The 22,643-nt window shown below is 57.6% G+C and carries 25 protein-coding genes; 9 read left to right on the top strand and 16 right to left on the bottom strand.

Features of this window, described 5'->3' with window-relative positions; genetic code table 11:
- Window positions 1–289: 289 nt before the first annotated feature.
- The 5 genes from RZ517_RS06345 (at window position 290) to ptsP (ending at window position 5,613) form a co-directional block, all read left to right on the top strand.
- Entirely contained in the window at window positions 290–706 is a 417-nt protein-coding gene (locus RZ517_RS06345) for an NUDIX hydrolase (RefSeq protein WP_317055645.1), read from the top strand.
- An 83-nt stretch (window positions 707–789) separates the two neighbouring features.
- Window positions 790–1,236 (top strand): DUF1178 family protein, encoded by a 447-nt coding sequence (locus tag RZ517_RS06340; protein ID WP_338550627.1) that lies wholly within the window; start codon window positions 790–792, stop codon window positions 1,234–1,236.
- Window positions 1,237–1,293: 57 nt separating this feature from the next.
- Complete coding sequence (locus RZ517_RS06335; RefSeq protein WP_338550626.1) at window positions 1,294–1,938, top strand: SDR family oxidoreductase; 645 nt, start codon at window positions 1,294–1,296, stop codon at window positions 1,936–1,938.
- A 131-nt stretch (window positions 1,939–2,069) separates the two neighbouring features.
- Window positions 2,070–3,308: an aspartate kinase gene (locus RZ517_RS06330; protein ID WP_338550624.1), complete on the top strand. Its 1,239-nt coding sequence runs from the start codon at window positions 2,070–2,072 to the stop codon at window positions 3,306–3,308.
- Window positions 3,309–3,369: 61 nt separating this feature from the next.
- The gene (ptsP, locus tag RZ517_RS06325) at window positions 3,370–5,613 is read left to right on the top strand and encodes a phosphoenolpyruvate--protein phosphotransferase (RefSeq protein WP_338550623.1); all 2,244 of its coding nucleotides are present in this window, start codon (window positions 3,370–3,372) and stop codon (window positions 5,611–5,613) included.
- A gap of 12 nt (window positions 5,614–5,625) precedes the next feature.
- On the opposite strand, the gene RZ517_RS06320 is transcribed toward ptsP, so the two are convergent.
- Window positions 5,626–6,414, bottom strand: coding sequence for an EcsC family protein (locus tag RZ517_RS06320; protein ID WP_338550622.1), 789 nt, complete (start codon window positions 6,412–6,414; stop codon window positions 5,626–5,628).
- 31 nt (window positions 6,415–6,445) lie between these two features.
- Window positions 6,446–6,931 carry a GNAT family N-acetyltransferase gene (locus tag RZ517_RS06315; protein ID WP_338550621.1) on the bottom strand — a complete coding sequence of 162 codons (486 nt, stop codon included), beginning with the start codon at window positions 6,929–6,931 and terminating at the stop codon, window positions 6,446–6,448.
- A 102-nt stretch (window positions 6,932–7,033) separates the two neighbouring features.
- On the opposite strand from RZ517_RS06315, the gene RZ517_RS06310 reads away from it, so the two are divergent.
- On the top strand, window positions 7,034–7,639 hold the full coding sequence (locus RZ517_RS06310) for a flavin reductase family protein (protein WP_338550620.1): 606 nt from the start codon (window positions 7,034–7,036) through the stop codon (window positions 7,637–7,639).
- 11 nt (window positions 7,640–7,650) lie between these two features.
- Here the strand turns inward: RZ517_RS06310 and RZ517_RS06305 are convergent, their stop codons facing one another.
- From RZ517_RS06305 to RZ517_RS06270, 8 genes are all read right to left on the bottom strand, one after another.
- Window positions 7,651–9,222 carry a SulP family inorganic anion transporter gene (locus RZ517_RS06305; RefSeq protein WP_422395572.1) on the bottom strand — a complete coding sequence of 524 codons (1,572 nt, stop codon included), beginning with the start codon at window positions 9,220–9,222 and terminating at the stop codon, window positions 7,651–7,653.
- Between the two features lie 182 nt (window positions 9,223–9,404).
- On the bottom strand, window positions 9,405–10,418 hold the full coding sequence (locus RZ517_RS06300; RefSeq protein ID WP_338550618.1) for an NAD-dependent epimerase/dehydratase family protein: 1,014 nt from the start codon (window positions 10,416–10,418) through the stop codon (window positions 9,405–9,407).
- Between the two features lie 32 nt (window positions 10,419–10,450).
- Window positions 10,451–11,590, bottom strand: coding sequence for a diguanylate cyclase domain-containing protein (locus RZ517_RS06295; protein ID WP_338550616.1), 1,140 nt, complete (start codon window positions 11,588–11,590; stop codon window positions 10,451–10,453).
- Complete coding sequence (locus RZ517_RS06290; protein WP_338550615.1) at window positions 11,587–12,183, bottom strand: heme NO-binding domain-containing protein; 597 nt, start codon at window positions 12,181–12,183, stop codon at window positions 11,587–11,589. The genes RZ517_RS06295 and RZ517_RS06290 overlap by 4 nt, the downstream gene beginning before the upstream one ends.
- Window positions 12,184–12,277: 94 nt before the next feature.
- On the bottom strand, window positions 12,278–13,840 hold the full coding sequence (locus RZ517_RS06285; RefSeq protein ID WP_338550614.1) for a trimethylamine methyltransferase family protein: 1,563 nt from the start codon (window positions 13,838–13,840) through the stop codon (window positions 12,278–12,280).
- Between the two features lie 91 nt (window positions 13,841–13,931).
- Entirely contained in the window at window positions 13,932–14,819 is an 888-nt protein-coding gene (locus RZ517_RS06280; protein ID WP_338550613.1) for a DMT family transporter, read from the bottom strand.
- On the bottom strand, window positions 14,816–15,523 hold the full coding sequence (locus RZ517_RS06275; protein ID WP_338550611.1) for an HAD family hydrolase: 708 nt from the start codon (window positions 15,521–15,523) through the stop codon (window positions 14,816–14,818). The genes RZ517_RS06280 and RZ517_RS06275 overlap by 4 nt, the downstream gene beginning before the upstream one ends.
- 7 nt (window positions 15,524–15,530) lie before the next feature.
- A complete protein-coding gene (locus RZ517_RS06270) occupies window positions 15,531–15,815 on the bottom strand; it encodes a DUF3572 domain-containing protein (protein WP_338550610.1) in 285 nt (94 codons plus the stop codon).
- An 89-nt stretch (window positions 15,816–15,904) separates the two neighbouring features.
- Here RZ517_RS06270 and RZ517_RS06265 point away from each other — a divergent pair, with 89 nt between their 5' ends.
- Complete coding sequence (locus tag RZ517_RS06265) at window positions 15,905–17,335, top strand: diguanylate cyclase (RefSeq protein WP_338550609.1); 1,431 nt, start codon at window positions 15,905–15,907, stop codon at window positions 17,333–17,335.
- Window positions 17,336–17,339: 4 nt separating this feature from the next.
- On the opposite strand, the gene RZ517_RS06260 is transcribed toward RZ517_RS06265, so the two are convergent.
- The 4 genes from RZ517_RS06260 to RZ517_RS06245 form a co-directional block, all read right to left on the bottom strand.
- Window positions 17,340–17,837 (bottom strand): periplasmic heavy metal sensor, encoded by a 498-nt coding sequence (locus RZ517_RS06260; RefSeq protein WP_338550608.1) that lies wholly within the window; start codon window positions 17,835–17,837, stop codon window positions 17,340–17,342.
- Window positions 17,837–18,226 carry a hypothetical protein gene (locus RZ517_RS06255; RefSeq protein WP_338550607.1) on the bottom strand — a complete coding sequence of 130 codons (390 nt, stop codon included), beginning with the start codon at window positions 18,224–18,226 and terminating at the stop codon, window positions 17,837–17,839. The genes RZ517_RS06260 and RZ517_RS06255 overlap by 1 nt, the downstream gene beginning before the upstream one ends.
- Entirely contained in the window at window positions 18,223–18,807 is a 585-nt protein-coding gene (locus RZ517_RS06250) for an RNA polymerase sigma factor (protein WP_338550606.1), read from the bottom strand. The genes RZ517_RS06255 and RZ517_RS06250 overlap by 4 nt, the downstream gene beginning before the upstream one ends.
- Before the next feature lie 88 nt (window positions 18,808–18,895).
- A complete protein-coding gene (locus RZ517_RS06245; RefSeq protein WP_338550605.1) occupies window positions 18,896–19,351 on the bottom strand; it encodes an EF-hand domain-containing protein in 456 nt (151 codons plus the stop codon).
- A 235-nt stretch (window positions 19,352–19,586) separates the two neighbouring features.
- Here RZ517_RS06245 and RZ517_RS06240 point away from each other — a divergent pair, with 235 nt between their 5' ends.
- Window positions 19,587–19,976, top strand: a complete 390-nt coding sequence (locus tag RZ517_RS06240) for a DUF983 domain-containing protein (RefSeq protein ID WP_338550604.1) — start codon at window positions 19,587–19,589, stop codon at window positions 19,974–19,976.
- Window positions 19,977–20,001: 25 nt separating this feature from the next.
- Window positions 20,002–20,715 (top strand): NUDIX hydrolase, encoded by a 714-nt coding sequence (locus tag RZ517_RS06235; protein WP_338550603.1) that lies wholly within the window; start codon window positions 20,002–20,004, stop codon window positions 20,713–20,715.
- On the opposite strand, the gene RZ517_RS06230 is transcribed toward RZ517_RS06235, so the two are convergent.
- Window positions 20,712–21,617: a DMT family transporter gene (locus tag RZ517_RS06230; RefSeq protein ID WP_338550602.1), complete on the bottom strand. Its 906-nt coding sequence runs from the start codon at window positions 21,615–21,617 to the stop codon at window positions 20,712–20,714. The two genes, RZ517_RS06235 and RZ517_RS06230, sit on opposite strands and share 4 nt — an antisense overlap.
- 20 nt (window positions 21,618–21,637) lie before the next feature.
- Window positions 21,638–22,555 (bottom strand): fatty acid desaturase, encoded by a 918-nt coding sequence (locus tag RZ517_RS06225; RefSeq protein WP_338550601.1) that lies wholly within the window; start codon window positions 22,553–22,555, stop codon window positions 21,638–21,640.
- Window positions 22,556–22,643: the final 88 nt, after the last annotated feature.

Genomic DNA, 22,643 nt, shown 5'->3' with positions numbered 1-22,643 from the left:
CCTTAGGAAAAGGCGAAAAAACACGATCATTGGGGCGAGTATTTCTCAGCCCCATGGCATTGGCAAGCCCATGCGGCGCACCCATATGTCGAAGAACAGAGAGTCCCGACTACAACATATTGCCTGAAATTTTCAAAAAACAGCGAAAAATATAGATATTTATGGAATTTAGCTCTAGTTTGCGCATATACATTTTGAGGGCGGTGGCAGAAAAGTCGGGAAGAACCCGGTGACCCAAGCAAAGATGAAACAATTACCTTTATCCGTTGAAATCACTGACAAACGTGCCATGCGTACGCAATTTGCGGCGCTGTGTTATCGTGTCAAAGACGACAAAACAGAAGTGCTGATGATCACCTCGCGGGGAACAGGGCGCTGGATCATTCCCAAAGGCTGGCCCATGGACGGCAAGACACCTGCTGATTGCGCCTTGACCGAAGCCTGGGAAGAAGCCGGCGTCAAAGGCAAGGTGTCAGGCGGGTGTCTTGCACTCTATTCCTATGTCAAAGGTATTAGCGCGGACGAGCAACTGCCCTGTGCTGTGATGGTGTATCCGGTAAAGGTGAAATCTCTGTCGAAAAACTACCCGGAACATGACAAGCGCAAACGTCAGTGGATGAGCCCCAAAGCTGCGTCCAAGCGTGTGGAGGAACCAGAGCTTGCGCACCTGTTGCGTAAATTTGACGCAAAACGTTTTGTTGCATAAGCCCTGAGATTTGTCGAAAATTCTTGCACCAGTCGTTGGCGTGATTAGGTGTAGGGATACAAGGGCAACTGGAGCGCATCCTCGTGATCAAGTTCACATTGAAATGTGACCAGGACCATCGCTTTGAAAGCTGGTTCCAATCCTCAGACGCGTTTGACAAGCTCGAACGCGCCGGAATGGTGACCTGTAGCATCTGCGGATCTGAGGCGGTGGAGAAGGCGATCATGGCCCCCACCGTGCGCGCCAGCCGTAGCGTGGCTGCTGCCCCGACCGAGGGGACAAAGTCACCCGCGCTCACAACGCCGACGACCGAAATGGAACAGGCGCTGGCTGCGTTGAAAAAGCAGGTGGAAGAAAACTCCGAATATGTCGGCATGAATTTTGCGTCTCAAGCGCGGGATATTCATGACGGATTGGCGCCGAACCGGGCGATCCATGGCGAGGCCAAACCCGAAGAGGCGCGCAAGCTCATAGAAGACGGGGTACCGGTCAGCCCCCTGCCCTTCATCCCCAATCGCAAGACAAATTAACGCGCTTGCCGCGCGTGCAACGGCTTCGTACTCTGCATCACCGATGGAGGGGCAGCCATGCATGTATTGATCACAGGAGCCAATCGAGGAATCGGCGCGGCTTTGGCAGACGCATTTAAAACAAACGGCGCGCAGGTCACCGGCACGTCCCGGCAACCGGGACTTGAAGCAGAGTTGGATGTAACAGACCCCAATAGCCATGCCGCTTTGGCCCAGTCATTGGATGGAGCGGCGATTGATCTTTTGGTATGCAATGCTGGCGTTTATCTCGACAAAGGTCAAATGCTAAGCGATGGGTTTCCACCTCAGATGTGGGCCGATAGTTTTGCCGCCAATGTGACCGGTGTGTTTCTTGGCATTCAGGCTCTGATGCCCAATCTGCAGGCGGCAAAGTCAGCCAAGATCGCGATCCTGTCCAGCACAATGGCGAGCGACACCCGCGCACCAGGCGGCAGCTACATCTATCGCGCCTCCAAGGCGGCAGCGCTAAATCTTGGGCGCAATCTGGCGGTGGATTTGAAGCCTCTGGGAATTGCAGTGGGTATTTATCACCCTGGATGGGTCCGCACGGATATGGGCAGTGATGCGGCCGATATTTCGGTCGAGGAGTCGGTCGCGGGTCTGATGGAACGATTTGCGGCGCTGAACCTGAACTCCACAGGCTGCTTTGAGAACTGGGACGGGCGTAACCATCCATTCTAGCCGCACAAAAGTCTTTAAAAGACTTTTGCCAAATCCTTTCAGAAAGGATTTGGTCCCAGCGACCACCTAAACCTTGCCCTTCTGCGGGTTGCACCGTAAACCGCCTGCGACGTGACCCAAGGACATAGGCCATGCCTCTGCTCGTGATGAAATTCGGCGGCACATCTGTTGCCAATATCGACCGCATCCGCCGCGCCGCGAAACGCGTGGGCGTCGAGGTGGCCAAGGGCTATGATGTGATTGTCATCGTGTCGGCCATGGCCGGGCGTACGAATGAGTTGGTGGGGTGGGTCAATGAGACCTCGCCGATGTATGACGCGCGCGAGTATGATGCGGTGGTATCATCAGGCGAAAATGTCACCGCGGGTTTGATGGCTTTGACGTTGCAGGAAATGGATGTCCCGGCCCGCAGTTGGCAGGGATGGCAAGTGCCGCTTCTGACGACCTCGGCGCATTCGGCGGCACGGATCGAAGAAATCCCCACCGACAATATCAATGCCAAATTCGCCGAAGGCATGAGAGTAGCCGTGGTTGCGGGTTTTCAGGGGATCAGCCCAGAAGGCCGGATTACCACGCTGGGCCGGGGCGGATCAGACACAACGGCGGTGGCCTTTGCGGCAGCATTTGAGGCGGAACGGTGTGACATCTACACCGATGTCGATGGGGTTTACACCACCGATCCACGGATCACCGACAAGGCGCGCAAATTGGACAAGATCGCCTTTGAGGAGATGCTGGAACTGGCCAGTCTTGGGGCCAAGGTGCTTCAGACGCGCTCGGTTGAGCTTGCGATGCGCTACAATGTGCGCCTGCGTGTGCTGTCGAGCTTTGAGGAACAATCGGACAATGCGGGCACGCTGGTGTGCGCCGAGGAGGACATCATGGAATCCAATGTGGTCAACGGGATCGCCTATTCCCGCGATGAAGCAAAGATGACCTTGATCTCAGTGGCCGACCGCCCGGGGATCGCGGCGGCCATCTTCAGCCCGCTGTCTGAGGCCGGTGTGAATGTTGATATGATCATTCAGAACATCTCTGAAGAAGGGCGCACCGACATGACCTTTTCGTGCCCCACGGATCAGGTGGCGCGCGCGGAAAAGGCCATTGAGGCCGCCAAGGACAGCGGTGAGATCAACTATCACGCCCTGGTCGCTGATACCGATGTCGCCAAGGTCTCGGCCGTTGGTATCGGGATGCGCAGTCAGTCCGGCGTTGCCGCCAAGATGTTTGAGACGTTGCGTGATGAGGGCATCAACATCAAGGTGATCGCCACCTCGGAGATTAAAATTTCAGTTCTGATCGACCGTAAATACATGGAACTTGCCGTTCAGGCGTTGCATGACGCCTTTGGGTTGGACAAGGCGGCCTGATCCCCTGCATGGTGCACGGTGAAGCCATGCTGACTCGCGGCAGGGCGGATTGGGACAGGCCATGGCGTCGAATTTTCAAACTGATACCCGACAGATGTTGGGACGGCTGCGCGGGGTTATGTCCGAGGATGCGGCAGGTCAGGCGCGACTGGATCGCATCACGCAGCTCATTGCCGAAGAGATGCGCACTGAGGTGTGCTCGATCTATCTGTTTCGCGATGAAGACACGCTGGAGCTTTGCGCCACTGAAGGTTTGAATCCGGATGCCGTTCACCAGACGCGCATGAAGATGGGTGAAGGTCTGGTGGGGCGCGTGGCGCTTTCAGGCAAGCTGATGAATACCGATGATGCGCCCGCGACCAAGGGTTTCCGCTACATGCCGGAAACCGGTGAAGAGGCTTACAGCTCTTTTCTTGGGGTGCCAGTGCAGAGGCTGGGCGAAAAGCTCGGCGTTTTGGTGGTGCAATCCAAGGAAGCCAGGGTTTTCTCAGATGAAGAGGTTTATGCCGTTGAGGTTGTGGCGATGGTCATCGCCGAGATGGCAGAGCTGGGCGCCTTCGTGGGCGAAGGAGCGGCAATGTCCGCACGCCACCAGCAGCCCGTGCTTTTTCGGGGCGGCACAGCGCAGGAAGGGGCCGCGCAGGGGAACGTCTGGCTGCATGAACCGCGTGTTGTTGTCACCAATCCGTTTGCCGATGATCCTGACCGCGAGATGGAACGCCTCAGCGAAGCTGTTGAGACCCTGCGCGTAGGCGTGGATCGCATGCTCTCTACGGCGGCGAGCGGCGACAAGGAACAACTTCAGGTGCTGGAAGCCTACCGAATGTTTGCCAATTCCAAAGGCTGGATGAAGCGCATGGAGGAGGATATCGCGCGCGGCCTGTCGGCGGAAGCGGCAGTGGAGAAAGAACAGTCTGCCGCCCGCGCACGCATGTCCCAGGTCACGGATGCGTATCTACGCGAGCGGCTGAATGACCTGGATGACCTGAGCAACCGTTTGCTGCGCATTCTGACCGGCCAGGGATCCGTCACCGGGGCAGAAATGCCCGACAATCCGATCCTCATTGCGCGCAATATCGGGCCGGCAGAATTGCTCGACTATGGTCGCTCGTTGAAAGGCATCGTGCTGGAAGAAGGATCTGTTGGCTCTCACGCAGCCATCGTGGCCCGTGCGCTGGCCATTCCACTTGTCATTCATGCCGAACGGATCACCACAGAGGCGCTGAACGGGGATTTCATCCTGGTGGACGGCGATCAGGGCGTTGTGCATCTGCGCCCCGATGACAGCGTGATCAGCGCCTTTCGCGACAAGATGGCGATGCAGGCGCAGGCACAGGAACGCTATGCCTCTATCCGCGACAAACCCGCTGAAACGCTTTGTGGTCAGCGCATGACGCTGATGATGAACGCGGGGCTGATGGCTGACCTGCCCAGCCTGGAAAGTTCTGGTGCCGAGGGTGTGGGCCTATTTCGAACTGAGCTTCAGTTCCTGGTGCGCTCGCAGATGCCCAAACGAGCCGAGCTGAGCAATATCTACGCACGGGTGATCGAAGCGGCCAAAGACAAGCGTGTTTGTTTTCGCACGCTCGATATCGGATCAGATAAGGTTTTGCCCTACATGCGCGCCGTGGATGAGCCGAACCCGGCCCTGGGATGGCGCGCAGTGCGGGTAGGCATCGACAAACCGGGCGTGATGCGCATGCAACTTCAGGCCTTTGTGCGCGCAGCCGCAGGTCGTCCTCTGACGGTCATGTTCCCTTTTGTAGCGCAACGCGAAGAGTTCACGTTGGCGCGGGCCGAAATGGATAAGGCGTTGGAGCGTGAGCGCATTCTTGGCCACCCTTTACCTGAGCGGATTGAAGTCGGGGCGATGCTAGAAACGCCCTCACTCGCCTTTGCACCGGACAGCTTTTACGATGAGGTAGATTTTCTGTCGATTGGCGGCAATGACCTCAAACAGTTCTTCTTTGCGGCAGACCGTGAGAATGAGTTGGTGCGTCGCCGCTATGACACGCTCAACGTCAGCTTTCTGACCTTTCTGGAACAGATCGTGGCGCGCTGCGAAGCACATAAGACACCGCTTTCCTTCTGTGGAGAAGACGCCGGGCGGCCCGTCGAAGCCGCTTGTTTCGCGGCAATCGGACTGCGTGTGCTCTCCATGCGGCCTGCTTCAATCGGGCCAGTTAAATCCGTGCTGAGGCGCACAAACCTTAGAGAGCTCAAGGCGGTAATTGAGGAGGCTCGGCAAACAGGCGTGATGTCGGTAAGACCCGCGGTGATGGAGTATCTTAAGGAAAAACTCTAAGAACGTTACCGTTCACGCACGTTTTACGGGTGGCGCTTCCACAAGCCTACGAAAGTCTTCGACAAGGTTTTCATGGGCGACATCCGCCTCGATGGCCAACCTTCGCAGGCCAAAATGCACATGCGCCATTTGTTGGTAGTAGCTCATATAGGCATAGTTCGTGGCGGCTCCGGCGGCGGCCCCCAGAACAGGCACAGTTTGTGCTGCGAGCTTCTGACCCAGAACGGTGGCCAATCGCGGGGCGACACGCGCAATCAGGGCCTGCACGGCGGTGCCGGTGACAGCCACACGGGTGCTGAGGAAGGCCAGATCGGTGCCGTCATCATGATCTAGCGGCCCAGCGGCCGCGAAGATCTGAATGCAATCGTATTGCACGCCCGGCTCGGACGGATCGAAACCGTGCTCAACGGCGACGTCCTGAATGGCGCGCAAAAGTACGGTGGTGGTCACTGGAAGCTCGGCGAGAGCCGTCGGTAATCCCCCCATGCCACCAGCGGCGCCCATGGCGGTGCTCAGGGCGCGGCTCCACCAGCCGGGCGTTTCAGAGACGACATCGCGCGATCTGTGTGCGGCCTTCATGGAGACACGCAGGGCGGATTCGGTGGTTTCGCCCAGTTTCGCACGCACTGGTTCCGGCAAACGCGCCAGAAGGCCCTCGGCCTGCCCACCGATGGTGTTCAGGATCTGAATGCCGACATTTCCGGCACGAGCGTGGCGCTGCGCCAGCTCGAACAACCGCGCGTCGACCTCCTGCTTCGGAGGTTTCGGGGGCAAAACATCAATCGGATATGTAGGCTTCATACAGTCAAGATCGGGCTTTTGTGGCGTATTTTCAAGCGCTGCGGGTGACTTGGCCTCTGACCTCTGACCACGCATCCGGAACCAGTGCCGCACCCAAAACGCGTTCAGGGTTGGTGGGTGGCGGCATTTCCACGCCCTCTAGGCGGTCAAATCCGAACCGTCCGTAATACGGCGCGTCGCCCACAAGCATGGCCCGCGCCCAGCCGGTCGCCCGCGCCTTTTCAAGAACCTCCCGGATCAGATACCCGCCCAAACCTTCTCCTTGGCGCGTGGGGTGAACCGCGATGGGGCCCACCAGAATGGCGTTTGCCTCACCTATGGTGACAGGCCAGACACGAATGGCTCCGGCCAGAATGCCATCGGCATCGCGCGCCACAAGACACAACTCCTGCACCGCCGCCACGCCTTCGCGCAAACGATAAGACGACAACGCCTCGCGCCCCGGCGCAAAGCACAGGTCATAAAGCGCTTCGACTTCCCACCAGTCGTCTTTTGTTTCCTGCGTCAGATCGTACACCGCAGAGCCTTCCAAAAACCAGTAGATCGCGGCCTAGCATGGGGTTAGGTGTCTTTCCATATTCAACTGATTGCCCAAGCGGCAAAAATCCTGAGGTGTTCCATGTTCTATCGCCCCGAAGTCGGTCACGGCCTGCCGCACAATCCGTTCAACGCCGTTGTGTCGCCGCGCCCCATTGGCTGGATTTCCACCCGTGGATCAGATGGATCCGAAAATCTGGCACCTTATTCGTTTTTTAACGCAGTGGCTTATGTGCCGCCGCAGGTGATGTTTGCCTCAACCTCGGCCAAGCCGGACCGCGGCGACACCAAGGACAGCGTGGCCAATATCCGAGACACCGGCGTGTTTTGCGTCAACATCGTGGCCCACGACATGAAGGACGCGATGAACCGGACTTCTGGGGCTTGGGACAAAACCGTGGATGAGTTTGACGATGCCGGGATTGAGCGCGTGGCGTGCGAGACAATTGCCTGCTCTCGCGTTTTGGGTACGCCGGCCGCACTGGAATGCAAACTGACACAGATCGTGCAGCTTCCGGGCGAGGCGAATTTCACCGTCTTTGGCGAAGTCACCGGTGTGCATCTGCGCGATGATTGCCTGAAAGACGGGGTCTTTGACGTGCTAAGCTACAATCCTTTAGCGCGCATGGGCTACAAGGATTATACAGTTGTGCGCGATATCTTTTCGCTCAGCCGTCCGGGAGAATAGGACGGCAGGGTTTAGTGCCCTGCCCCCAGAATTCCGGTTTTCACATCATAATCCACGGCCAAGCCATAGTCGGGATCATCGTCACTATCGACGACGAGGTGTCCGGCCTTGTTCAAAAGACGATGACAATCGCGGGTCAGATGACGCAGTTGAATGCGTTTTCCGGCGGTTTCGTATTTGATGGCAATGGCTTCGATCGCCTGCAGGGCCGAATGATCGACCACCCGGCTTTCGGCGAAGTCCACCACGACCTTGTCCGGATCGGATTTGGGGTCGAAGAGTTCAGAGAACCCCGCAGCCGAGCCGAAAAACAACGGCCCCTGCACACGGTAGACTTTGGCGCCCTCAGGTGTGGTCTCGGTGATGGCATGAATGCGCCTGGCATTGTTCCACGCATAGGCCAGCGCCGAGACGATGACACCCACGACAACGGCAATCGCGAGGTCATACTTGACCGTCACGACCGTCACCAGGACGATCACCACCGCGTCTGTGAGGGGCATCTTGCGCAAGATACGCAGTGAGTTCCACGCAAAGGTCCCGATCACCACCATGAACATCACACCCACCAATGCAGCGAGCGGGATCTGTTCGATCAAGGAAGAGGCAAAGAGGATGAAGGCGAGCAGGAACAGTGCGGCCGCGATGCCTGCAACACGTGTGCGTCCGCCGGATTTCACGTTGATCATGGACTGACCAATCATCGCACATCCGCCCATGCCGCCAAAGAAGCCAGTGGCCGTGTTGGCCACGCCTTGTGCGATGCATTCCTGGCTTGCGCCGCCACGCTGGCCCGTCATTTCGCCCACAAGGTTCAGGGTCAGCAGGCTTTCGATAAGGCCAATCGCCGCGAGGATCACAGCGTAGGGCAAAATGATTTCAAAGGTGCCCCACGAGAAGGGCACTGTGGGAATGTGAAAGCTTGGTAATCCGCCCTGAATGGATGCCAGATCCCCAACACGCGGAACGTCGAGACCAAAGACCACAACGATCCCTGCCACAAGCGCGATAGCGGCAAGCGGTGCGGGCACGAGCTTGGTGACCCTTGGCATGAGCCAAATCACCGCCATGGTGAGAGCCACAAGCGCAAGCATCGTCCAAAGCTCCAAGCCCGACAGCCATTCGCCGCCGCTCATCCCGTGACCAGTGTTGACCATCGTGCCGGGAACCTTGAACTGACCCAGCTGCGCCAGGAAGATAACTATTGCCAGCCCGTTCACAAAGCCCAGCATCACGGGGTGCGGGACAAGCCGAATGAATTTGCCCCAACGCAACGCGCCTGCCGCGATTTGCAATAGCCCCATCAGCACAACTGTGGCAAAGAGGTATTCCACGCCATGCTGTGCCACGAGTGCCACCATGACCACAGCCAGCGCGCCAGTAGCGCCGCTGATCATCCCCGGACGACCGCCTATGAGCGCGGTGATCAAGCCGACGATGAACGCCGCATAAAGCCCAACAAGCGGGTGCACTCCGGCGACAAACGCAAATGCGACCGCTTCAGGCACCAGAGCAAGGGCGACTGTCAGGCCCGACAAAAGCTCAATGCGGATGCGTGATGCACTCAGCCGTTCCTGTGGCATCAGGTTAAGGTCGGACAAATCGATCCGTTTGGCCCAGTCAGCCAGCAAACTGCGTTTCAAAGACTGTCCTGCTCTGTAGATGGAAAGCTGCGGGAGGGCCCTGTTAGCCGCAACTGAGGCGCTTGACCATTGTCAAATTCGGAACTCTGCCATGCGCGGCACGGAAGACACGCAGGAGCGTGTTACTTGTCGTAGTATTCGCGATACCAGGCGACAAACTTCGCAATCCCGTCTCGCACGTCCGTCTCGGGACAGTAACCTGTCAAAGACTGCAACAGAGATGCGTCCGCCCATGTGGCTGGAACATCCCCCTTTTGCATCTCCATCATGTTGCGCTTGGCAGGCATGCCCAGCGCCTCCTCGATGGCATCCACAAAATCCAAAAGCTTCACGGTTTGAGAATTTCCAATATTGACGATACGATAGGGCGCAACGGGCGACAGGCTATCGCCTTCAGAAATGTCCTCGGGGCTATCCGGGCGTTCTGGCACGGCATCCATCAAAAGCCGGATGCCTCGGACAAGATCGGTCACGTAAGTGAAGTCGCGATGCATGTCGCCGTGGTTGTAAATGTCGATCGGGCGCCCCTTCAGGATCGCATCGACAAACTTGAAATAGGCCATATCCGGCCGCCCCCATGGGCCATAAACCGTGAAAAAACGGAACATGGTCGTCGGCAGGTTCCACAGATGGGCGTAGGCATGGCCCATGGATTCGCAGGCCTTCTTGGTGGCCGCGTAGATTGTCATCTGGGTGTCAGCCTTTTGCGTTTCGCGATAGGGCATGTCGGTTTCCGCTCCATAGGCCGACGACGTTGAGGCCATCAGAAGGTGTTTCACCTCGTGGCGGCGCGCAGCCTCCATCACGTTGAACGTGCCCACGACATTGGCGTCGATGTAGGCGCGCGGGTTTTCCAGGCTGTAGCGCACACCGGCCTGGGCGGCGAGATGCACGATGATGTCAGGCGCGCAGGCATCAATCGCCGCGTCCACGGCAGCCTGATCCTCAAGCATCGCCTCAGTGGCCACAAACCCCTGATTTTGCATCAACATTTGATGGCGACGCTGTTTGAGAGAGACGTCATAATAGTCCGTCATCCCATCAAACCCATGCACTTGCATGCCTTCATCCAGCAAGAGCTGTGCCAAGTGATACCCGATGAACCCGGCGGTTCCGGTGATGAAAACCTTGGTCATGCAGCCTGTACCCTTATCCGCTAAACGCTGCCCTAGCGATAGCGATCCGGGACTGTTGGCACAAGATGTTCGCTGCGCTCTTTATCTGGTAGCGGGAACTGGATGGGCGGCGGCGCAATCCGCATCTGTTTGCGGGTTGCAGGTTCTTCTTTTTGTGGCGTGGAGGCCTGTAATGGCTTTTCAAAAGCGATCTGACGCCCACGGCCTTCTGATTTGGCCTGATACAACGCCAAATCCGCATCCTCCATCATGCGCTCAAGGCTTGGACGCTCGTATTGAGAACTCAAGGTACTTCCGATGCTTCCGGAGATACGGCACGCTTGACCGTTGAATTCGATGGGCTGTTCCAACCGTTTGATCAGGCGAGCGCTGATCCGCGCCAATGTCTCAGCTTCTACAATTGGTGCGAAGATCAGGACAAATTCGTCCCCCCCAACACGAACGATTGTGTCATCATCTCGGGTTTCTTCTCGCAGGATTGCCGCCACTTCGCGCAAGACGTGATCGCCTGCGGCATGGCCTTTTGTATCATTGACCGCTTTGAAATGATCCAGATCGAGCTGCATGAGGGCGAAATCCTCACCAGTTTCGATCAGGCGAGATACGACCGGCTCTAACGCACGGCGATTGCGCAGCCCCGTGAGCGTGTCTGAAAAAGCACGTTCTTCAGCCGCGATCTTGGCCCCTTGAAGCCTTGTGTTGAGCTTGCGCGAGGCCTGCATCGCGGCGGATTTGGCTTCGACCAGATAGAGAAGCTCGACAGTTAGGTCCGTGATGGCAAAATCCGCGTCGCTCAGGTTGAAAGCCTGCACAGCGTCAACGACAGATATCCCGAACGACAGGTTGATTAACGCGCCACCCGGAGGACCCAACGCCCCATTTTCCGGCAAGGGTAAAAGCACACCCTTCATTTCAGCGCGAGATCGATGCCGCAGCATGAAATGCAGGCGTTTGCCCTTGGCGCTGAGCAAGTCCTGCATGTTTGGTCCAAGCTTGGGGCGTTTGAGTTCAAAAAGCTCCAAAAACCGTTTGCCGTTCAGGCGGTCACCTCCAAATATCTTGGTCAAGGTCGGCCCAGTATGCACCACGTGGCCAGTTGCATTGAGGACCACATGCATGGGGCACAGGACATCCAGCATTGACGTTACATTGGGGCTTGGCGAAGGGATCATGACGCGTTCACCGCAAGTTCGAAACGGCGACCTTCGGTGAAGGAATTATGCAAAAGATTGACAGAAATCACCTCTGTCCCCTCGCGCCCGCCTTTGTACTCTAACAAAACCAACGCACCAAAATCATCCGCTAGGGCCCGCAAGAGCCCCAAAAGCACATGCCCAAACGCCACGGGCCCTTGCATTTCGTCCCAGACCACAACTGAGAAATGATCAAGATTGTGCTCTTTCAATTCGAACTGTGGCAGGTTCAGATCATCAAGCGCCAAGCGCGCTCGTGCGGGCAAATCTTCAAGCGAATGCAGGAATTCAACGAAATCCCTTCCGGAAAACCGCAGGAGGCGGCGCAGGGATTCGACGCTGGGATGTGACACGAGGAATGTGCCGATATCCTCCAGAATGTCCGTCTGATCCTTTTTTAAATGGTCTGAGAGACCCTCCAAGACCTGCATGGTGACCATATCCTCGTACGTCAGCATCGCCTCGAACTCGGTGAAACCGAGATCCAGTTTTTTGGTCAATGCGATCCAGTCCTTGCCGCCATAAGTCTGGCGTACAAACATCTCAATGGCTCGATTTATAAGCCCATGCATGAAGACCTCCGGCTATTTCCGGGAAACTGTCGCAGGGCTGTGTTAAAAAGATGTAAATGGCTTTAGTTGCTAATTATCAGCCATTTACTTTCATCTAGAAGTCTGTTGGCGCGCCGCCTTCCTCTTTGCGACGCGCAACAAAGTCTGCCAGTTCCTCACGGATTGCCTCATCTATCGGCGGCGCTTCAAACCCTCCGATGATGTCCTGGAAAGTCTGGTGTGCACGTTGTGCTGTCCAGATACCGCCTGCGGCCTCCCAAGCCTCGAAATTGCGCCAATCGCTTAGGTATGGCTGATAAAACGCGGTGGTGTAGCGATCTTGCGTGTGCTGAATGCCAAAGAAATGGCCCTGATTGCCAACTTCGCGAATGGCGTCGAGGGCGATGTCATCCGTGCCTGTCGCCGTGATCATCGGATCCATATATCGCTGAATATGTTGCAGGATTTCGCAATCCATCACGAATTTCTCCGGGGATGCGATCAACCCGCCCTCTAGCCAGCCTGCGGCGTGATAAACCATATGCGCGCCGGATTGAACGGCCGACCACAGGCTGTTGGAGGTCTCCCACATGGCCTGTCCATCGGGCACGTTGGCCGCGCAGACGCCACTGGCGCGCATGGGCAGCCCGTAGAACCGGGCCATCTGACCGGTCATTTGGGTGGCGCGCATGTATTCCGGTGTGCCAAAGGCGGGTGCTCCAGACTTCATATCCACGTTGGACGTGAATGTGCCAATCGCACAGGCGGCCCCGGGGCGGATAATTTGTGCAAGGACGATGGCGCAAAGCCCTTCGGCGAGAGATTGTGCTACAGCACCTGCCATGGTCACAGGTGCCATCGCACCGGCCAAAGTAAAGGGTGTCACCACCAGCCCTTGATTGCGCCGGGCCAGACGCATCCAGCCATCGAGCATCGGAAAGTCATGTTTTAGCGGTGAGGTGGAATTGATGTTGGAATACATCTTCGGTCCAGCCTCGAACTCCTCATCCGAATGCCCGCCTGCGATGCGCACCATCTCCATCACGTCCTCAACCCGTTCCTTGCCCAGGCAATAGGCATGCGCCACCTTATCGGTGAGGGTGAGCTTGTCATAAAGCACATCCAGGTGACGGATGCTGGCATGGATATCTTGTGGCTCAACCGGGTAGCCACCAACAAAATGGATGCAGTTGAAATACTGGCTCAATTTCAGAAGGTTGGCACACATCTCACGCGTGCCCGTCACCTTCTTGCCAATCTCCATATCCCAATAGCTGGGCGGCGAGGAGACGTTGCCAAAGTTCAAATGCTTGCCACCGATGGTGATGGCGCGTTCAGGATTGCGCGGTGTGATGGTGAATTCAGATGGCGCTTTGCCCACCATCTCCATCACGAAATCCCGCCCCATGCGGACGTTTTCCCCGTCAACCGTGCATCCACCAGAACCTTTGAGAACCTCCACAGCCTCTGGGTTTAGAAACTCGACGCCTATCTCTTCAAGAATGCGCATCGCACCGTCATGGATCGCCTGAATGCCCTCTTCGGTCAGCGGCTCGATTGGACGATCAGTGTTGATTGGCGGGTTCCAGGGCATCTGGTCGATGATGGTCGTGCCGCGTCGTGTGGCATTGCCCGCCCGTCCGCCGCTGCGTCGTCTGCGTGTGGATGCCTCTGCCATGACCTTGGCCCTCCCTGGTGGCTTGGTCTTATGCAAGCATCGGTTTGGAGTGGAGGTTTGTCACTTTACGACACATGCTGTCGCGGATGGCCTATGGCATCACACGCAACGCCTGCCGCCGCAAATGCCAGAGATACAGCCCAAGGCTGCTCACCACGATAGCTCCCCCCAAGAGCATTGCCTGTGTCGGCACTTCACCCACACCAAGCCAGACCCAGAATGGTCCCAGCACAGTTTCAAGTAACATGATCAGACTGACATTAGCGGCCAATGTATGGCGCGCTGACAGCGAGAGCATAAAGAAGGACACGGGCAACACAACAAGTCCGGTTACAGCCATGGCCCAGACAGCCCCCTGCATCATTTGCGCTGGGCCTGTGATCGCCCAGCCAATGATACCTGCAATCCACGCACCGATTCCGATGGCAAGAAGGATCGGCAAATCAGGTTGCGCACGCAGGGTGACGAAGTTGAGCGCAAGCGCAAAAGCCACACCGAGGCCAAAGCCCGCCCCCGCGATCAAACGCCAATCGAGCGCAACTGTGCCATGCCCACCGCCCAATACGGCGATGCCAATTCCGGCCATAACAGCCGCGATGGCAGCCCAAGTCGCCGCCGACGTGGTCTCTTGCGTCACATAGCGGCTGAGTATGGCGGCAAAGACAGGCACCGCCGCGACACCCATCAGCACAACAGCCGCAGGGGCCGTGGCGATGCCCAGGCAAAACAGCGTGGAGTTGAACACTTGCGCAAGGACGATGAGCGCACCGGGTTTCGTGCGCAACCGCGCAAGATCACCAGCACGGCTTCGGCTGGTCATAGCCCAGGCCAGCACCATCATTGATCCCATAAAGAGCCCGCGCCATCCGGCCATTTGAAACCCACTCATGTTTGAGAGCCGCATCAGCAGTGCATCGGGCGTCAGGATCACCGTACCCGCGAATGCAAGCAGCACCCCATAAAGCGGTGCTTTGGTCATGCAGGTAGCCAGGCCGGGATGTGGCCGATATCGGGAAAGACGACGTCCGCAAAGGGAGCAAGATCAGCTTCCAAAGCCGTACCAGTGAGCACACCGATGGTTTGCATGCCCGCCGCGCGGCCCGCGAGAAGATCATGGGTGCTGTCACCAACCATAGCAACACGGGCCGGGTCCAACTCCAGCGCGCGTGCAAAAGCCAGACAGGGATCAGGAGAAGGTTTGGCTCCAAAGCCGGAATCGAACCCCGCGATGAAATCGAAATGGTCCGTCACACCCGCTGAGCCCAGATGGGCGCGTGCACCATATTCGGTGTCATTTGTCATGACGCCCAAAGAGACACCGTTTTCGGCCAGCGACGTCAGGAAAGGTGCAAGCGGTACGGTCTCGGCCTGTGGTGCTGTGGATGAGGTACGCATAAGATAGTCTTCAAGCTCTTCCACCGAGCGATCCGTAATGGCCTTCGCCACGCATTCTGCCGCTTCTCGGTTGGTACCTGCGATGATCGGGCTTGTGGGCGCGAACTGCCCTTGGTCCAGATCGTAGTGCATGGCGTCGGCCAGACGCACACGCAGCGCAGCGTCACCTTCAGACAGGCTGTCGATGATGTGTCCCGCCCAACTGCTCCAGGTGGTGTGAAAATCGAAAAGCGTGCCGTCTTTGTCAAAGAGCAGACCATCAACCTTTCTTGACACGTTGCTTACCATGTTTTGTTCATGTCCAGTTCACTTCCGCCCCACCAGGCAGCGCTGCACGCGCCTGCATCGGGGCTTCGTTTGGGTGGTTGTGGGCTGTGCAAAACTCCATAACCCACGCATCATCCATCATCAGAAAATCCAGCACTGAGACAAGAAAATCAGAGTCTTGTGCCCTGTCACGCAGGTCATCCCTCCCGACACCAGTGGCCCCCATGAACACGTCCAGAAGGTCCGGCTTTGCCGCAAGCCATGCCAAAGCTTGCAGCGCAAGCGTTTCAGCGGCCTCTTGCGCTGCATTCATCCGGTTTAACTCCATGAAAGGGTTTCTTAACCAATGCCATGGATAGTCGATGCCACAAATTGAAGGCAAGTGCGAAAGGCTGTTTCCTTATGTCGGGCGATATCCTGATCGTGGATAGTATCACGACCAATCGGATTGTTTTGAAAGTCAAACTGTCTTCTGCGTTTTATTCGGTGTTTCAGGCATCTTCCGCGCAAGACGCGCTTGCAATCTGTGCGACTGAAATGCCGGATTTGGTCCTCGTCACATCCGAGTTGACGGATATGGGATTCGGCGCGTTTCACGATCAGCTTCACGCACTTCCAGGATGTCGAAAAACACCCATTGTTGCTTTGACAACCGAAGATGATGCGCAACTCCGCATGCGCCGCTTTCGCGAAGGGGCGGCAGATGTGATCACATCCCCAATCTCGGATACGGTTCTGTTGGCTCGGCTGCGCACCCTGATGCGCAATGCACATCGCGACACGGATCAGTGGATCAAACCGGAAGCCGCCGAAGTTTTCGGGTTTGCCGATGCACGCGCAACCTTCCTGCGACCCGGTCGCATTGCCGCGGTGACCCCGCGCACCCATCCAGCACGCGATACGAAATCAGCTGGCGTGTCCTGGCACCGGTTCTACAACGAACTGTCCTCGGCCACGACACATCAACTGGAACGGTACGACATGCGTAGCGGGCGTGGATTGAAGGACCTGCAAACACATCCCGACGCTGTCTTGCTTGAAATCGGTAGGGCACGCGATGAGCACGGGCTTGCCCCACTGGCAGAGCTGCGCACAGCGCCACAAACACGTGATGCCAAGATCATTGCGCTCATGGATTATGCCAAAGCTCCCCTTGCGGCCACCGCGCTGGATATGGGGGCACATGATGTGATCGATTACGGCACTCATATGGGCGAGGTTGATTGGCGTCTGAACCTTCAGATCAATCGCAAGATGGAAGACGATCGATTGCTGGCCGGTGTCAGATCCGGGTTGCAGGCGGCGGTGACGGATCCCTTAACAGGGCTTTACAATCGCCGGTTCGGTATGTCGCAACTTGATCGGCTTGCGACAGAAACATTGCAAAACAAGGGTGAAATGGCGCTGATTATTGCTGATCTGGATCACTTCAAACTGGTCAATGACCGGTATGGTCACGCTGCTGGAGACGCGGTTTTATCCCAGGTTGCACAAATCATGTCAGGGTCCTTGCGCAAGGAAGACATCGTGGCGCGGATCGGCGGCGAGGAGTTCATGATACTTCTGCCCAATGTCACACCCGCTCAGGCCAATCAGACAGCGCGTCGTATCTGCCAATCCGTGCGCAACACGCGCATGCAAATCGGGTCTATCTCCGGCCCGGCGTCGCAGTCTATCACAGTGACAACGAGCCTTGGCGTGGCCTTGCTGAACGGAGCAGATGGCCATTGTCTTACACCTGACGCACTCTTCCGGCGCGCAGACCGCGCGCTTTACGGCTCAAAATCCGATGGGCGTGGCACGGTCACACTTTGCACCCGCACAGCGGCCTGAACCCCTAGCGTCGCCGTCGGCGCAATTCTTCTTCCAGACTATCTGCCAGGATGGCCCGATCCGCATCGCTCATTTTGGCAATGTGATCGGCCAACACGTTTTGTGCTGTGTCAAAACGCTGTCCAAGAAGTGCGCGCATGCCTTCCATCTCGACACGCGTCGCCTCGGCATCGTAGGGCGTTTGCCGCAATGCCTTGGCAAGGTTCTTTATGGCCGCGCGATGCGCGCCCCAGCCATCCCGTTCGGAAATATACGCCATGGTCATGCGGCGTTTGAGAACCCGTTGATCTTCTTCGCTGAACGCACGAGTCAAAGGCCCGGCAAAGCGCTCACTATGTCCGCCCCCCCGCCATTTTCCACCGCCTGATAGTGCCGCGCCAAGGATTGCGCCCACGACCAACAGGTTCAGCGCCAACGACAGCACAAGCGTCACGCGCATCCACCGCGGAGAGCGTGGTGCAGGCGGTTGAGGGTTCGGGGAATGACCTGTTTGACCCACCATCACAACATCTCCTCAAGAAAATCAAATCCGCCATCAGCATCCGCTGCAGGCGCGCCATCCGTTTGTGTCGAAAAATAGTCCTGCGCTACGAAGGTCAGCACGTCCGGTGGCGCCACGCCAATCCACAACCCCACCGCAGCAGCGCACGACAGGCTCGCTGCGGCGGGCCACCCTCCTAGCGCGTCCAAAAGCGCTTTGATCCCATGGGGGGCCTTTTGAACTGGCTCAACCCGTGGACCGCACGGCGCGGCCTGTTGGGCGTTGGCATCTTCCAGAATACGCTGAATCACATCATCGCCGGGCGCGGGCACGTGCCGGCGTGCGGCTTCGAAATGCGTCTCGAGAAACGCATCATCCTGACTGTGTTTGTTGTCCTGGTTACGTGTCATTCCGAATACCCCAGCTCTTCACTTTGGTTCCTCAAACTTGCGCTCAGCGCCTTTTTGCCTCGCGCAATCAGGCTTTCAACGGCCTCTATGCTGAGATCCATGATCTCGGCAATCTGGGCATTACCCAGCTCTTCGATGTGGCGCAGCACCACCGCCTGCCTCTGGCGATCAGGAAGTTGCCCCAGTGCCATTTGCAGCGCCTTGGCGCGTGCCGCCTCTTGCATGCGCTGTGCCGGTCCCGCGCCGCTATCCACTGGATCACCCGCAGCCTCCAGCGGCGCGGCGCGATGGCTGCGGCGCAGCCGGTCCGTACAAAGATTGGCCACCACCCGGTAAAGCCAGGTTGTGACCTGTGCCTCCCCCTGACGCCAGTTCGGCGCTTGCCGCCACAACCGCAACATGGCCTCCTGGGTGACATCCTCGGCTTCGGCGCGGCTTCCCAGAAGTCGAAACGCATGCGCCATGATCTTTGGCGCGAGTCGACCGGTCAACGTCTCGGCGGCCTGCGGGTCGCCATTGGCAAAGAGCACCAAAAGCGCCTCATTGGGCGCCTCCTTTATGCGGTCAGAGCGGTCTGTCATTCTGGCCAAGTATCCTGCGCCCTGTCCTGCGAGGTCAATCAATTGCGGTTGCGCGGCCCGAACGCTTCGCTCGGGCCGCGCAATGGTGTTATTCTTGGTCCTTTTGGCGCGACGTGTGCCGTTCGATCATCCGCGCCTTCATCTTATCAAATTCAGCCTCGGACACCGCACCATCGCCATCGCTGTCGGCGCGATCAAAAAAACGGTTGCCGCGTCCTTCGGACATCTCTGCCAGGCTGATCGCCCCGTCGCGGTTTTCGTCCAACCGTTTGAACATGCGATCCGCAAAACGCTCGGCGCGCTGTTGTCCCTTGGCGAGAATTTCGTCTCGTGACAAAAGCCCGTCGCTGTTGGTGTCCGCCTTGGCAAACCGCTCGGCGCGATGGGCATCAAACTCGGCCTGTGTCACCTGACCATCCTTGTCTGCATCCAGCGTCTCGAAGCTGTGTCGAGGGCCGTACCCCTCTGGAGCCGCCAGGCTTTGCGCCGTGCCACCGAGGACAATTGAGACGCCCAATGCGCCGATCAATACTGAATTTTTCATTTTTTTTGCTCTCCAATTTGCAAAACCTTTGCTCAGGGATGTGACGGCCTCTTTCGGACAGATCACATGACCTTCAACGCGCCAAACGGCTCATTCCGTCGCCGGATCGCAAATTTTTTTTCTGACGTCCGATCACCCCCCGAGGTTTGCGACATCGCGACGCGGTGGCAGTTTGCCGGGTTCAATTCGGTTCGAACTTCGGTAAGGGTCCCGCCATTGTTTGACGAGGTTCTCAATGAGCGATGTACAGGCACATCAGGAAGAGCGCGAACTCTGGCCTGCGGTTCGACGGGGGTTTCGGCGCAAGTGCCCGAATTGCGGCAGTGGTCCGCTGATGAAAAGCTATCTCAAGGTGCGCGATACCTGCACGGTTTGCCGCGAAGACTTGTCGCACCACCGCGCCGATGACGGGCCGGCCTACCTGACGATCCTGATTGTCGGGCACCTCATGGCGCCGTTGTTGCATGTGGTATTCACAACCTGGCGGCCAGACCCGCTGGTGCTTTTTACCATATTCTCTATTGGCTGCGTGACATTGTCGCTTTACCTTCTGCCAAGGTTGAAAGGGGCGATTGTTGGCTTCCAATGGGCCCGTCTGATGCACGGGTTCGGAGCACCGGGCTAACCCTTTCCGAGTAGGAAGGGCACAAATGAGCGACACCCAAACCCTCGACAAGACGGCAATTCGTGATGCCGCCACGGTCATCGTGCTGCGTGATCGCACGTCGCGCCCTCAGGTCCTGATGGGTCAGCGCGGCGCAAAAGCCGCCTTTATGCCCAACAAATTTGTCTTTCCCGGCGGGGCCGTGGACGCGGGTGATGCGGATATCCCGCTGGCCCGCCCACTACCCGCGCTTTGCTCGGACCGGCTGCGTGAAGACAGTGTACAGGATCTGAGCCACGCCCTCGCGGCCGCCACTATTCGTGAGCTTTGGGAAGAAACCGGGCTTATCCTGGGCGAACCCGGAGACTGGCCCATCGCACCAGCGCCGGATTGGACCGGGTTCGCGGAAACCGGACATGTGCCCACCGCTCACGCGCTGCAATTTGTGTTTCGCGCCATCACTCCGCCGGGTCGGCCACGCCGGTTTGATGCACGGTTCTTTCTGATCGATGCCGCGGCGATTGCCAGTGATCTGGATGACTTCTCCGCCGCTTCCGAAGAACTGAGCCATCTGCAATGGGTGCCGCTCTCTGAGGCGCGCAGTTTTGATTTACCCTTCATCACCGAGGTTGTGCTGGCCGAAATCGAGGCGCGCGTGCGGGATCCCGAGCCGCCCGAAACCGTTCCGTTTTTTCGCAATGATGACGAGGCCAGCTTGTTCCTGCGCTTGCGTGGCTTTGAGCCGAAAAACACAGATTAACCCAGCGCCACAAGCGCGATGATACTGGCGCTCAAGAGCGCCATGCCAAGCACCTCTCGCGATGTAATCTTTTCTTTGAAAAACAGCACGGATGCCATGATTGAGAAGATCACTTCGACCTGCCCCACAGCAAACACGTAAGCCGCATTTTGCAGGGTGAAGGCCGTGAACCAGCCCACGCTACCCAAAAGGCTTGTGATGCCCATCCAAATCGCTTTGGAACGCGCAGCCCAGACACGTGAGAGCTGTCCCGGCTCTTTCAGGCGCAGGTATAACGTCATTCCAATCGTCTGTGATGCCGTCACGGCGGCGACCGACAGCATGGCGCGCAAGAATGCATCGTCGCTGGCCACTTCCAGTGTAGCACCGCGATAGGTCACGGCGGAAATTGCAAAAAATGCGCCCGAGACCAAGCCAAGTCCCGCGGCACGATTGACGAACCGCTTTGTCCATCCGCTCGCACCCTCCGGCATGTCCGACAGCACCAGCACCCCGATCAACCCAAGAAATATGGCGAAAAAAGCGGGCAAGCTGATCTGATCGCCGAGAAGGACAAACCCGACAAGCGCTGTCTGGATGACTTCGGTTTTCTTGAATGTGATGCCCACGGCAAAGTTGCGTTCGGCGAAAAGCAATACCACACACAATGTGGCGAGGATCTGCGCCAAACCACCGCTTAGGACGTAGAGCCAGAAAAGACACCCAACGTGCGGTAGTTCCTCACCCAGCCAAATCGCGTAGCCAAACGCGACACAAGCCGCCAACGGTGCCGCATAAGCGAACCGGGCGAAAGTGGCGCCCAATGCGCTGAGTGTGCCCATGCTGAGCGACTTTTGCAGCATGAAGCGCAGCGTTTGGAACAGCGCCGCCATGATAGACAGAAGGATCCAGGTCTCGACCATGGGCCCCTCTTGCCCGAGTTTTATTCAGCAGGCCAGTCCGATTGCGTGCGCAGAGGATGCGGTACCGGGTCTTTTGCGCGCAGCAAATGTGCGCGGAAAATCTCGGCATAGGACTGATAGTAGTAGCCCTCGTTGCGCCTCAGGTAATGGTCTCTCTTCGCGCGCCACAGCGCTGGAAGCTTGTACCAAGCTACCCCTGGATGCATGTGGTGCACAACGTGTAGGTTGTTGTTTAAAAACAAAAATGACAACAGTCCGCCGCCTTCGACCACAACGGTTCTACCACTGGCTCTGTCATGCGCGCGATGCTCCAGAAACGTCCGGATCTTTATGATGCCGTACCCTGCGTAAGCACAGATGAGATACGCCCATAGTGGCATGGGCGAGGCGATCACCATCACGAGAACCAGCGCCACTGACGGTATTTGCAAAACCCAGGCCATACGCACGGCAGTGTTGCCTGCCTTTATCGCTGCCAAATCCTCGCGCAGGAATGCCAGTTGCCCAACCGCCGGCCCCACAATCATGCGGCCCAGCAGGGTGTTGTTGACTCGCAAAAGCCACCGCATGGCAAGGGGAAGCCGCGACCAGACGCCCGGATCAAGGTAGTTTGATTCCGGATCGTCATAGGGATCGGTCAGGTTGCCGTCCTGGTGATGCGCCAGATGCAGGTCCTGAAACCGTCGGTATGGCACGAAAAGACCAAGGCAGAAGAAGCCCAAAACCTCGTTCGCCCATGCCGAACGGAACGGATGCCCATGGATCAGCTCATGGGTCAGCGACGAGTGCAAGGCCACGCAGAGCGTCGCCAACAGCATGCCCAGCGGCAACCAAAGAGCACTGACCCAGAAGAGCGCCAGGCCCCAGGTGACGTAGCACGCCAGCATCAAGACCAGCGTCGGCCATTCCACCCAATTTTCATCGTGGGTTTCCGTCATTCCGTTTCCAAATTTCCCCGTTCACAAAAGTGTTACGTCAAAATTTGTCAGCAGGGTATTCGGTATACGGTTAACAAATCTCGCCAAT

Origin of the sequence: Roseovarius sp. S88, assembly GCF_037023735.1 — a bacterium.
Classification (GTDB): domain Bacteria; phylum Pseudomonadota; class Alphaproteobacteria; order Rhodobacterales; family Rhodobacteraceae; genus Roseovarius; species Roseovarius phycicola.
The sequence above is the reverse complement of the archived record's forward strand: the minus strand, read 5'-3'. Positions and strand labels throughout refer to the sequence as shown.